This is a genomic window from Aeromonas sp. ANP5, from assembly GCF_963870295.1.
Classification (GTDB): domain Bacteria; phylum Pseudomonadota; class Gammaproteobacteria; order Enterobacterales; family Aeromonadaceae; genus Aeromonas; species Aeromonas veronii.
Genome location: NZ_CAWMRY010000063.1, coordinates 1 through 11,485, shown reverse-complemented (window position 1 = coordinate 11,485; position 11,485 = coordinate 1). Strand labels below are relative to the sequence as shown.

General features: G+C 62.4%; 13 protein-coding genes. 9 read left to right on the top strand and 4 right to left on the bottom strand.

Going from position 1 to position 11,485, the window contains the following annotated elements:
- The 4 genes from AACT07_RS21790 to AACT07_RS21775 form a co-directional block, all read left to right on the top strand.
- Positions 1-612: DUF4010 domain-containing protein (locus AACT07_RS21790; RefSeq protein ID WP_139126509.1), on the top strand; the 612-nt coding region annotated here is incomplete at its 5' end.
- Between the two features lie 86 nt (positions 613-698).
- On the top strand, positions 699-1,289 hold the full coding sequence (locus AACT07_RS21785) for a sugar O-acetyltransferase (protein ID WP_069530016.1): 591 nt from the start codon (positions 699-701) through the stop codon (positions 1,287-1,289).
- Positions 1,286-1,624 (top strand): DUF1294 domain-containing protein, encoded by a 339-nt coding sequence (locus AACT07_RS21780; RefSeq protein ID WP_069530015.1) that lies wholly within the window; start codon positions 1,286-1,288, stop codon positions 1,622-1,624. The genes AACT07_RS21785 and AACT07_RS21780 overlap by 4 nt, the downstream gene beginning before the upstream one ends.
- A 113-nt stretch (positions 1,625-1,737) precedes the next feature.
- Entirely contained in the window at positions 1,738-1,950 is a 213-nt protein-coding gene (locus tag AACT07_RS21775; protein ID WP_041209029.1) for a hypothetical protein, read from the top strand.
- Between the two features lie 85 nt (positions 1,951-2,035).
- On the opposite strand, the gene yrfG is transcribed toward AACT07_RS21775, so the two are convergent.
- Positions 2,036-2,716 (bottom strand): GMP/IMP nucleotidase, encoded by a 681-nt coding sequence (gene yrfG, locus AACT07_RS21770; protein ID WP_069530014.1) that lies wholly within the window; start codon positions 2,714-2,716, stop codon positions 2,036-2,038.
- A gap of 144 nt (positions 2,717-2,860) precedes the next feature.
- On the opposite strand from yrfG, the gene nudE reads away from it, so the two are divergent.
- The 3 genes from nudE (at position 2,861) to AACT07_RS21755 (ending at position 6,028) form a co-directional block, all read left to right on the top strand.
- Positions 2,861-3,469 (top strand): ADP compounds hydrolase NudE, encoded by a 609-nt coding sequence (gene nudE / locus AACT07_RS21765; RefSeq protein ID WP_069530013.1) that lies wholly within the window; start codon positions 2,861-2,863, stop codon positions 3,467-3,469.
- Between the two features lie 37 nt (positions 3,470-3,506).
- Positions 3,507-4,319, top strand: coding sequence for a 3'(2'),5'-bisphosphate nucleotidase CysQ (gene cysQ, locus AACT07_RS21760; RefSeq protein WP_069530012.1), 813 nt, complete (start codon positions 3,507-3,509; stop codon positions 4,317-4,319).
- Positions 4,320-4,756: 437 nt separating this feature from the next.
- The gene (locus AACT07_RS21755; RefSeq protein WP_069530011.1) at positions 4,757-6,028 is read left to right on the top strand and encodes an aromatic amino acid transport family protein; all 1,272 of its coding nucleotides are present in this window, start codon (positions 4,757-4,759) and stop codon (positions 6,026-6,028) included.
- Positions 6,029-6,099: 71 nt separating this feature from the next.
- On the opposite strand, the gene AACT07_RS21750 is transcribed toward AACT07_RS21755, so the two are convergent.
- The 3 genes from AACT07_RS21750 to metJ form a co-directional block, all read right to left on the bottom strand.
- Complete coding sequence (locus AACT07_RS21750) at positions 6,100-6,438, bottom strand: tRNA-binding protein (protein ID WP_069530010.1); 339 nt, start codon at positions 6,436-6,438, stop codon at positions 6,100-6,102.
- 72 nt (positions 6,439-6,510) lie between these two features.
- Positions 6,511-7,245: an AraC family transcriptional regulator gene (locus tag AACT07_RS21745; protein WP_069530009.1), complete on the bottom strand. Its 735-nt coding sequence runs from the start codon at positions 7,243-7,245 to the stop codon at positions 6,511-6,513.
- Between the two features lie 41 nt (positions 7,246-7,286).
- Positions 7,287-7,610: a met regulon transcriptional regulator MetJ gene (gene metJ, locus AACT07_RS21740; RefSeq protein ID WP_005340251.1), complete on the bottom strand. Its 324-nt coding sequence runs from the start codon at positions 7,608-7,610 to the stop codon at positions 7,287-7,289.
- Positions 7,611-7,815: 205 nt separating this feature from the next.
- Here metJ and metB point away from each other — a divergent pair, with 205 nt between their 5' ends.
- Positions 7,816-8,988, top strand: a complete 1,173-nt coding sequence (gene metB, locus AACT07_RS21735; protein ID WP_069530008.1) for a cystathionine gamma-synthase — start codon at positions 7,816-7,818, stop codon at positions 8,986-8,988.
- Positions 8,988-11,444, top strand: a complete 2,457-nt coding sequence (locus tag AACT07_RS21730; RefSeq protein ID WP_069530007.1) for a bifunctional aspartate kinase/homoserine dehydrogenase II — start codon at positions 8,988-8,990, stop codon at positions 11,442-11,444. The genes metB and AACT07_RS21730 overlap by 1 nt, the downstream gene beginning before the upstream one ends.
- Positions 11,445-11,485 lie beyond the last annotated feature (41 nt).

The window sequence follows — 11,485 nt, the reverse complement described above, 5'->3', positions numbered from 1 at the left end:
TCCACCGCCCTTACCCTGCAGTTCGCCCGCCTCAACAAGGAACAAGGGGGGCTGGAGCGACTGCTGGCTACCGGCATCCTGCTGGCAGGGGCCACCATGTGGCTGCGGCTGCTGGTGCTGGTGCTGCTCATTCACAGCGAACTGGCGATGCGCCTCGCCGCCCCGCTTGTGTTGCTGGCGACCACGGTGTACGGCTTTGCCTTCTGGTTCTGGCGCCAGCGCGAGGAGCTGACAGACGGCCCGGTGCAGCCGGAAACCAGCAACCCGCTCGATCTGGCCACCGCCATCAAATTCGGCCTGCTGCTGGCGCTGATCGGCTTTATGGCAACTCTGCTGCAAGACAAGGTAGGCAACTCAGGGGTCTATCTGCTGTCGCTGGTGTCGGGGATCACCGACGTGGATGCCATCACCTTGTCGCTCTCCCAACTCTCCCACAAGGAGCTGGCGCTGGAGGTGGCGGCCCGCGGCATCCTGCTCGCCGGGCTGGTCAACTCGCTGGTGAAGGGGTTGCTGGCCCTCGGCATCGGTGGTCGCAGCCTAGGGCTGCGGGTGCTGCTCCCCTACTTCGTCTCGGCCCTGCTGATCCTCCCCCTCGTCTGGCCAGCAGGATGACGGGGATCACCTGCCAGAAGTGACAGACTGACGCCTCTCGCGCTTGTCACGTATACTGCCCCCTCTTGCAGCATGAGGAGGTAGCAATGGCGAGCGACTGGGACAAGGTACTGGCAGGCGGGGCGCTGGATGGCCAGAGCGAGGAGATAGCGAACGACCGGATCCGCGGTCAGGCGCTGCTGGCCCGGCTCAATGGTTCACCGGCGGGCGATGGCCCTCTGCGCCAGCAGATCTGCCGCGAGCTGTTCGGCCACTGCCCCGACTCCTGCTGGATCAGCACGCCCTTCACCTGCGAGTTTGGCCGCAACATCCACATCGGCGAGAAGACCTTCTTCAACTTCAACGTCACCATTCTCGATCTGGGTGAAGTGCATATCGGCAGCCATGTGCTGCTGGCCCCCAACGTGCAGATCTACACCGCCACCCACACCATGAACTATCTGGAACGACGCAACTGGACTGCCTACAACAAGCCGGTACGGATCGGCGATGACTGCTGGATCGGCGGTGGCGCCATCATCTGCCCCGGCGTCACCATAGGGCCGCGCTCCATCATTGGCGCCGGCGCCGTGGTCACCCGCGACATCCCGGCCGACTCGGTGGCGGTGGGCAATCCGGCCAGGGTGATCCGCACCCTCAAGCAGGACGAGGAGCGCTGCTGGGAGCTGGCCCAGTGATGGCGCTGGCGCTGCTGCCACTGGGCGCCGCCCTCTGGCTCGGCCTCGACGAGCAGCAGTGGTGGCCGCTGGCCGTGTTGCTCTCCATGAGCCTGCTCACGGTAGCCGCCTACGCCTGGGACAAGCGGCAGGCGGTACGGGGTGAGTGGCGCATTCCCGAATCGAGGCTCCATCTGCTGGAGCTGTGCGGCGGCTGGCCGGGGGCGCTGGTTGCCCGCCAGTGGCTGCGCCACAAGACCCAGAAGCGCAGCTACCGGCTGGTCTTCTGGTTTATCGTGCTGCTAAACCTCACCCTGTGGGCGCTCTGGGTCGGGCGGCCGCTCTGGCAGCAATAGCCAACTGCATCACAAAGGCGAAACGGGCCCCATTGCGGCCAATTGGCGGCTATGAGAAAACAGAACGGATCCATCAGCGTTTTTGCAGTTTATAGACGACAAGGAGTCGTGACATGACCATGTGGACAGGCATAGTCCTGATCGTATTTATCAGCGTATTGTTCGGATATCTCGGCAAGCGGGCCCGCTATCAGATGGGGGATGCCCGCATCACCGACCGCCTCGGCAGGCAAGATATGATCATCAGAGAGTTGCAGGAGCGGATCGCCAATCTGGAGGCGATCGTCATCGAAGAGGAGAAACGGCGCCCGTTTCGGGAGCTGTGATTTTTCGGCATCAGGCGTCAGATAACCATAATTCAAATCAAAGATAGAGGGCTGCATGATGCAGCCCTCTGTCGTTTCAGCAGACTCAGATTGCCAGCGGCAGCAACTCGGCATAGTCGCGGATCGCCGGAAAAGCGGTGATGCTCTGCTCCGGCTTGCAGCTATCCGGATTCTGGATCGCCAGCTGATAACCGATACCATAGTCGGCGGCGGCCCGCAGGATCCGCTCGCTGTCATCCACAAACAGGGTGCGGGCAGGATCGAACGCCAGCCGCTCGGCCAGCGCCTGCCAGCAGTGCTGGCTCTCCTTCGACCAGCCCAGCTCGTGGGTACTCACCATCAGATCCAGATGCTCGGCAAGGCCAAGCTGCGCATCCTTCACCGACAGGCTGGCAGGGTGGGCGTTGGTGAAAAGCACCAGCAGCTTGCCCGCGGCACGCAACTCGGCCAGAAAAGGGATGGCATGGGGACGCCACTGGATCTTCGCCAGCAGCTCCTGCTTGAGGGCACGAATGTCGAGCCCCAGGGTCTCGCTCCAGTAATCCACGCAGTACCAGTTGAGGGTGCCGTTGACGGCGTGATAGTGGACGTCAATCTGCGCTTTGGCTTCATCCAGCGACAGACCGAGCCGCTCGGCGTAACGCTCCGGCACCAGTTGCTGCCAGAGGTGGTTGTCAAAATGCAGATCGATCAGGGTGCCATCCATATCGAGCAAGACGGTATCAATCTGGTGCCAGGGCAAGGTGGTGGAGCGGGAGTGTGGCATCGGGCCTCTTGATCGCGGATCTCGGAAAACGGGGCGGCAGTATAACGGATTTTTCCTCCCCCTTTGCCATCCCTGGCCCGTGGTGTTCGGTGTGAGAGTCGTTTACTCTTGAAGCACGATTTTTTAACGAGCAGCCAGCGTCCGATGAGCGACCCCCACAAGAGCAAACCCGAGCACATCTCAGCCGACCAACTGGATCACCCCAAGAGCAAGCCGGAGATCCTCAAGGCCGATATCGTCGCCGAGAGCCGACTGTTCAAGGTGGAATCGCTACACCTCAAATTCTCCAATGGCGAAGAGCGGGTCTACGAGCGGATGCGCGGTGGCAACCGGGGCGCCGTCATGGTGGTGCCGCTGTTCGATGCCCACACCCTGCTGCTGGTGCGCGAATATGCCGCGGGCACCCACTCCTACGAGCTGGGTTTTCCCAAGGGGCTGATCGACCCGGGTGAAGATGCCTTCGAGGCGGGCAACCGGGAGCTGATGGAGGAGGCGGGCTTTGGCGCCAACAGCCTGACCCTGCTCAAGCAGGTGTCGCTGGCGCCGGGGTACTTCTCCAGCCGGATGGACATTTTACTGGCCCGGGATCTCTTCCCCGAGCAGCGGATCGGCGACGAGCCCGAACCGCTGGAGGTGATCCCCTGGCCACTCAACCGGATCGACGAATTGCTGGCGCGGCCCGACTTCACCGAGTCGCGCAGCATCAGTGCCCTGCTCTTGACCCAAAAGTGGCTGGCGGAGCAGGCAGAGTAGCCCGCAGACGGGCAGTTAACAGACAGAGGATAACGAGATGCAGGAGTTGTTGGCCTGGGTGCCGGGGGTCAAGGAGATTGCCCGCGAAGCCGGAAGGATCCTTCACGACATCTATCACGGCGGTCAGTTCGAGCGTCAGCTGAAGGAGGATGCGACCCCGGTCACCAGTGCCGATCTTGCTGCCGATGCCTACCTGAAACAGGCGCTCTCGGCGCTCACCCCCCATGTGCCGGTGCTGACCGAAGAGGCGGCCGATATCCCCTTCAGCCAGCGCGCCAACTGGCGACAGTACTGGCTGGTGGATCCCCTCGACGGCACTGGCGAATTTATCGCGGGCAGCGGCGACTTCGCCACCCTGATCGCCCTGGTGCGGGACAATGTGCCGGTGCTCGGGGTCATCTACGCCCCCGAGTCCAACGTGCTCTACTGGGCGGTGCGTGGCTACGGCGCCTTCAAGGAGGTGAACGGCGAGGTGTTGCCCATCAGCGCCATGCACCACGAGCATGACCAGCCTGACTCGCTGGTGGTGGCCATCAGCCGCCGCCAGAAGCTGGAGAAGCTCACTCGCCGCCTCAACCCGGCCATCAACTACGAGCTGATCCCGCTCGGCTCCAGCTCCCTCAAATCCTGTCTGGTGGCGGAAGGGGCGGCCGATTGCTACGTGCGGCTCGGCCCCACCGGCGAGTGGGACACCGCCGCCGCCCAGTGCATCGTCGAGGCGGCCGGTGGCCGCATCCTCAGCCTGGCGTTGCAGCCACTCAGTTACAACGAAACCGAGTCGCTGGAAAACCCTGACTTTATCGTGATGGGGGATCCGGATCTCGCCTGGGGCAACATTCTGGCCCACTAGACGGATAGCGATATCATCACACCAGACAAGCAGGCGGCCCGATAGCCGCCTGCTTTTTCAGAGAAGTTACCCCGGGTGATGACCGGAGTGATCCGCTGGTCAAGGCGCTCTTGAACAGCGTGATACGCTGGCAAAGCGGCAAAATGATAGTGAAACATCACAATCGGTCGGCGAGAAATGGTGCGATTTTTCACGTAATTCTGAAAACACCTGATTAGCCAAAATAAAAAAATGAGTGCAGATCAAATTTTGGTTTTATATTTCACAAAAATCACCATTGTCAGTTTTGTTGCATTCTGTGATCCAGATTCCATTCCCAATCTCGCTGGCTAAACCCCGCAATGGCAGTGATATGTTTCAGTCTCGCCTTTTGAGAATTAAATCCCGATAAACCACAATGAACTCAGATTAAAACACTAACAAAAAGTGAATTAGTAATGAGTTTATCTGTAGAGGCTACCAAGGAGCTATCCGGTTCCTGCTCCACCACTGCCAGCACCACCCGCTGGCGCCGTCACGACACCCACTGGGTTATCAGCCTGTTTGGCACCGCCGTTGGCGCCGGTATCCTGTTCCTGCCCATCAATCTGGGTCTGGGCGGCATCTGGCCCCTCGTCATCGTCGCAGTACTGGCAGGCCCCATGACCTTCCTCGCCCACCGCGGGCTGGCGCGCTTCGTGCTCTCTTCTTCACGCCCCCACGCCGACTTCACCGAAGTGGCGGAGGAGCACTTCGGCAAGATGGCCGGTCGCCTCATCTCTGCGCTCTACTTCCTCTCCATCTTCCCGATCCTGCTCATCTACGGGGTCGGACTGACCAACACGGTGGAGAGCTTTATGGTCAACCAGCTCGGCATGGCGACCCCGGATCGGGTGATGCTCTCCGGCGTGCTGGTATTCGCCATGATCGCCGTGATGCTGGCGGGTGAGAAAGCGATGCTGCGCGCCTTCGCCTTTATGGTCTATCCGCTGGCGGCCATTCTGGCGGCCCTCTCCTGCTACCTGATCCCTCAGTGGCAATGGCCGGAAGTGGCGGCGTTTGAAGGGGTCAGCTTCCTCAACACTGTCTGGCTGGCGCTGCCGGTCACCGTGTTCGCCTTCAGCCACGCCGCCGCCATCTCCGGCTTTGCCAACGTGCAGCGTCGTGAATATGGCGAGCAGGCAGAAGCCAAGAGCGGCCTGATCCTGCGCAACACAACTGTGATGCTGGTAGGCTTCGTGCTGTTCTTCGTCTTCTCCTGTGTGCTGAGCCTCTCGCCAGCCCAGCTGGCTGAAGCCAAGGCCCAGAACGTCTCTGTGCTCTCCTATCTCGCCAATATCACAGACAACCCGGTGATCGTGACTCTGGGGCCCCTCATCGCCTTTATCGCCATCAGCTCCTCCTTCCTTGGCCACTTCCTCGGTGCCCGCGAGAGCCTGAAAAGCCTGATCGCCAAGCCCACCGGCCTGCCGCTGGCCAAGGCGGACAAGGTCGGTATCGCCCTGATGTTCTTCTCTATCTGGGGGGCCGCCGTCATCAACCCGGGCATTCTGGGGCTGATGGAAACCCTCTCCGGCCCGGTCATCGCCATGATCCTGTTCATCATGCCGGTGATTGCCATCTACAAGGTGGAGGCGCTGGCCCGCTTCCGTCACGGCTGGACCAACGGCTTTATCCTGCTGACCGGTTCGCTGGCGGTATCGGCGCTGATCTTCAGCCTGTTGAAGTAACGACTCGCAGCAGATAACAAAAAGAGAGGCGACCCCGGGGTCGCCTCTCTTGTCTCTGTTCGGGTGTGCGCTCAGCCCAGCCTGGCGCCGTTCTCCACCGCCCGCTCGGGAATAGCCATCACTACGGCGCCATCCGGCCGGTAGAAACCGGTCAGCAGAAATTCAGACTGAAACGGCCCTATCTGTTTGGTCGGGAAGTTGACTACAGCGATGATCTGGCGGCCCACCAGCTGCTCTGGCTGGTAGAGGGCGGTGATCTGGGCACTGCTCTTGCGTATCCCCAGCTCGGGGCCAAAATCCGCCCACACCTTGTAGGCCGGTTTGCGCGCCTCGGGGAACGGCTCGACCCGCACCAGGGTGCCCACCCTCAGCTCCACCATCTCGAAATCCTGCCAGCTAATCGTCTCCATTTCGGCTCCTGTTTATCGTGCACCTTGCATGACCCGCAGCATGGCCCAAAGAGAGCATCCCGTCTTCGGCGATCAGCCGTTTCGTTGCGGCAGGTGGCCGTTTTGCTGGCGCCAGAGGGAGGGCGTGAGCCCGGTCTCGGCCAGGAAGCGCTCGCCGAAGGCCCCCTGATTCTGGTAGCCGCAGCGGCAGGCAATCTCGCCAACGGGCAGTTGCGTACCGGCAAGCAGGGTGCGCGCCAGAGCCATGCGCCGACTGCGAATGTAGTGGGAGACGCTTACCCCCAACTGCTGGCGAAAGGCGAGCTTGAACTGGCTCTGGCCAAGGCAGGCGATGGCGGCGAGTTGCTGATTGGTCAGCGGGGCGGCGAGGTTGGCATCGATATGGCGTTGCACCTTGAGGATGCGGGCGGCAAGGCGTGGAATGGCTGCGCTCTTCATCCCCTGCCCTTCCGCCAGCAGGGAGAGCCACACCTGCGCCATGCCCGCCACCTGCCGCCCTTCGGCCACCATGCGGTGCAGAAACGCGAGGTAGTGGCGTTGGGGCTCATCCAGCTCGATAAAGGGGCAAGCCGCCAGATCGCCGGGTAGCCAGTCGCTCTCCTGCACCAGAAACGAAAGCGCGGGATCGGCGGCATAGTCGTGTCGCTCACCGGGGGCGATGACGCAGGCAGAACCGGGGGCAAGCCTGCGCCCCCGGCCCTGCACCTCGATCTCGAGGGGGCCGTCGAGGGGGATCACCAGTTGGGCAAAGTCGTGGCTATGACTGCAGACGTGGTGGTGATAGTGGCGCAGGCTGAAGCGGGACATGGCAGATAGCAATGACGCGGCCAGGGCCGCGTCATTGGGGATTATTCCTTGTCGAAATCTTCGATCTCTTTGCCCAGCGCTTCCATGATGGCGCGCGCTTCAGCCGGGACACTGTCCGGTTGATCCTTGCGCAAATCTTCGTCGCAAGGGAGCGGCTGGCCGGTGAAAGCGTGCAGGAAGGCTTCACAGAGCAGCTCGCTGTTGGTCGCATGACGCAGGTTGTTCACCTGACGGCGGGTGCGCTCATCGGTCAACACTTTCAACACCTTGAGCGGGATCGAGACGGTAATCTTCTTGACCTGTTCGCTCTTCTTACCGTGTTCCGCGTAGGGGCTGACGTAGTCGCCGTTCCACTCTGTTCCCATGACTCACCTGTTCTCATTTAGCCGTGAGCGCGGATTTTAACCCTTAAGGAAATTAATGGCAATCCAACAGCAAAGCCATTTAGACGTCTGGAAGTGTTGACGGCTTTTTTAAGCTGGCGTAGTGTGGTTGACCATGAGCCCGCAATGGCGGGATGGCGCGTGGCAGCAAGATGCCTGCGTGTAAAGAGACATCAAGGAGAGTGATATGACCCACAAGGCCACCCTGGCGGTTCGCACCGGGATTGAGACAGACCAGCAACACGGTGCCGTGGTGCCCCCCATCTACCTCTCCAGCAACTACACCTTTGCCGACTTTGGCGAGCCCCGTCAATACGATTATGCCCGCTCCGGCAATCCGACCCGCACCAATCTGGCGGACGCGCTGGCGGCGTTGGAAGGGGGCGCTGGCGCCGTGGTTACCGGCACCGGCATGGGCGCCATTCATTTGGTCACCACAGCCCTGCTCAAGGCGGGGGATCTGCTGCTCGCCCCCCACGACTGCTACAGCGGCACCTGGCGCCTGTTCGAGTATCTGGCGGCCAAGGGCCACTACCGGGTGCAGTTTGTCGATCAGGGTGACGAGGCCGCTCTGGCCGCCGCGCTGGCGCAAAAGCCTGCGCTGGTATGGGTGGAGACCCCCTCCAACCCGCTGCTGCGGGTGGTGGATATCAGCGCTATTGCCAGTGCAGCTCATGAGGTGGGTGCACAGGTGGTGGTGGACAACACCTTCCTCTCCCCCCTGCTGCAACAGCCACTGGCCCTCGGTGCCGATGTGGTGGTGCACTCCACCACCAAGTACATCAACGGCCACTCCGACGTGGTGGGCGGAGTGGCGATTGCCAAGGAGGCAGCACTGGCCGAGTCGCTGGTGTGGTGGGCCAACTGTCTGGGGCTCACCTCCGGGGCGTTCGACTCCTACCTCACCCTGCGCGGCCTGCGCACTCTGGCCCCCAGATTGCGCACCCATCAGGAGAACACCGACCGCATCCTCGCCTTCCTGCAACAGCAGCCGCTGGTGAAACGCATCTATCACCCCAGCCTGCCTAGCCATCCGGGCCACGATATTGCGCGCCGTCAACAGTCCGGCTTCGGCGCCATGCTAAGTTTTGAACTCGATTGCAGCGAGGCGGGCATTCGCGCCTTCCTCGCGGCCCTCACCCTCTTCTCGGTGGCCGAGTCCCTCGGCGGGGTGGAGAGTCTGGTGGCCCATCCGGCCAGCATGACCCACCGGGCCATGACCCCGGTCGCGCAGCAGGCAGCAGGCATCAGCGCCCAACTGCTGCGGTTGTCGGTCGGTATTGAACACGGTGAAGACCTGGTGGCCGATCTGGCTCAGGCTTTTGAACAGGCGCAGCAGGCAGAACAGGTAGCGAAGTAATGGAACAGCAGCAACAAGGAGAGATCGCGGTGGCAGCAGAAGCAGGATTGAAGCGGCGTCACGTCCACAAATTTGGTGGCAGCAGTCTGGCGGATCCGGTCTGTTATCGCCGGGTCGCCAGTATCGTTGAACAACAGGTGGGCGGGGATGAACTGATCGTGGTCTCCGCCGCCGGCAAGACCACCAACCGGCTGATCCAGCTGGTGGAGCTGGCCGAAGCGGGGGACGAAGCCGCCGGTGAAGCCATCTCGGCCCTTCAGGCCTATCAGCAGAGCCTGATCGACGGCTTGCTGGAGGGCGAACTGCAGCTCGACCTGAGCAAGCAACTGGCCGACGACATGCAGCTGATCGCCAAAACGCTGGAGGGACAGTTTGACCGCTTCGCCCGCAACGGACTGCTCGCCTTTGGCGAAGTGTGGTCGGCGCGCCTGCTGGCAGCCCTGCTCACCAGCCGCGGCGACAAGGCTATCTGGCTCGATGCCCGCAGTTTCCTGCGCGCCGAGGATGGCGCTCTGGTCAAGGTGGATACCGCCCTCTCCAGCGAACAGCTCAAGGCGCGACTGGCGGAGCATGCCGGTCGCATCGTGGTAACCGGCTTTATCGCCGCCGACATGGAGGGGCGCTCCCTGCTACTCGGTCGCAATGGATCCGACTACAGCGCCAGCCTGTTGGCGCTGCTGGCGGACGGCGAATCCACCACCATCTGGAGCGACGTGGCCGGGGTCTACAGCGCCGACCCCCGTCGGGTGAAGGAGGCGCGTCTGCTGGAGCGCCTGAGCCTCGCCGAAGCCAACGAGCTGGCCCGCCTTGGTTCTTCGGTATTGCATTCGCGCACCCTGCAACCTGTGGCCGACAGCCGCCAGCGCCTCACTTTGCGCTGCAGCTACAACCCGGACGAGGGCTGCACCCATATCCTGCGCCGCGCCCCCCGCTCCGGCGGCGCCCGCATCGTCTCCTCGGTGGATCAGATCGCCCTCATCGAGCTGAAGGTGCTGCCGCAGACCAACTATGAGCAGACGGTGGCCACCATCGAGGCCCATCTGGCCCGTCACCGCCTCAACCCGCTCACCCTGCAGCGCCAGCCGGATCGCCGGATCCTGCGTCTCGCCTACACCCTTGAGGTAGCACAAGGCGCCTTCGAGCTGCTGCGCGACTTCCAGCTGCAAGGGAGTTTCAGCGGCCTCATTCAGAAAGAGGGGTTCAGTCTGGTGGCGCTGGTCGGCGCCGGTGTCACCGACAACGCGGAGCAGTGTCACCGCTTCTATCAGCTGCTGGCAGATCAACCACTGGAGTTCGTACAGGTGGCCCGAGATGGCCTGAGTCTGGTGGCCGTGCTGCGTCAGGTAGTGCTGGAGCCGCTGCTCATCGCCCTGCACAGCGCCCTCTTCAGCCGCCCGACCCGGGTTGGACTGGTGGTGTTCGGCAAGGGCAATATCGGCGGCCACTGGCTGAGCCTCTACGCTCGTGAAAAGGCACGGCTGGAACATGAACTCAATCTGGCGCTCACCCTCTACGGGGTGTTCAGCTCGGAAGGGGGTCTCCTCGATGAAGAGGGACTCAACCCCCTCAAGGTACAGGACAACTTCAATCCCAAACCGCTGATCTGGCCGGAGTTGCTCTCCCAGCTTGAGCAGCACGGCTTCGACGCGCTGATTGCGCTGGACATGACCGCCAGCGAAACGGTGAGCCGCTACTATCCGGATTTTGCCCAGCTCGGCATTCACATCATCGCCGCCAACAAGTTTGCCGGCGCCGCCGACAGCGAGTTCTACCAGCGCATCAAACAGACCTGCCGTGACCATCAGGTACAGTGGCGCTACAACGCCACCGTGGGTGCCGGGTTGCCAATCCAGTCCAGCATCCAGATGCTGCGCCAGAGCGGCGACCGCATTCAGGGGGTCTCCGGCATCTTCTCCGGCACCCTCTCCTGGCTGTTCCAGCAGTATGACGGCACTCGCCCCTTCTCCGAGTTGGTGGACAAGGCGTGGCAGCACGGCCTGACCGAACCGGATCCCCGCGAGGATCTCTCCGGTCAGGATGTGCGGCGCAAGCTGCTCATTCTGGCGCGGGAGGCGGGCTTCGAGCTCGACTCCGCCGATATCGAGCTGGAGAATCTGGTGCCCGTCCCGCTGCGCAAGGTGACCGCCGATCAGTTCATGGACAGACTGAAAGAGCTGGATGGCCCTATCCAGACCGCCTTCGAAGGGGCCAAGCGCCTCGGCAAGGTGCTGCGCTACGTGGCCCGCTTCGAGCATGACGGCAAGGCGCGGGTCGGACTGGAGGCGCTGGAGCCCCATCACCCGTTTGCGAACCTCTTGCCGTGCGACAACATCTTCGCCATCGAGAGCGACAGCTACCGCACCAACCCGCTGGTGATCCAGGGACCGGGGGCGGGTCGGGAAGTGACCGCAGCCGCTATCCAGTACGATCTGTGGCAGATCTGCGCCAGCCTCTAAGGCTGATATGCAAAGGGAGCAGCACCTCTCTCCCGCGCTGT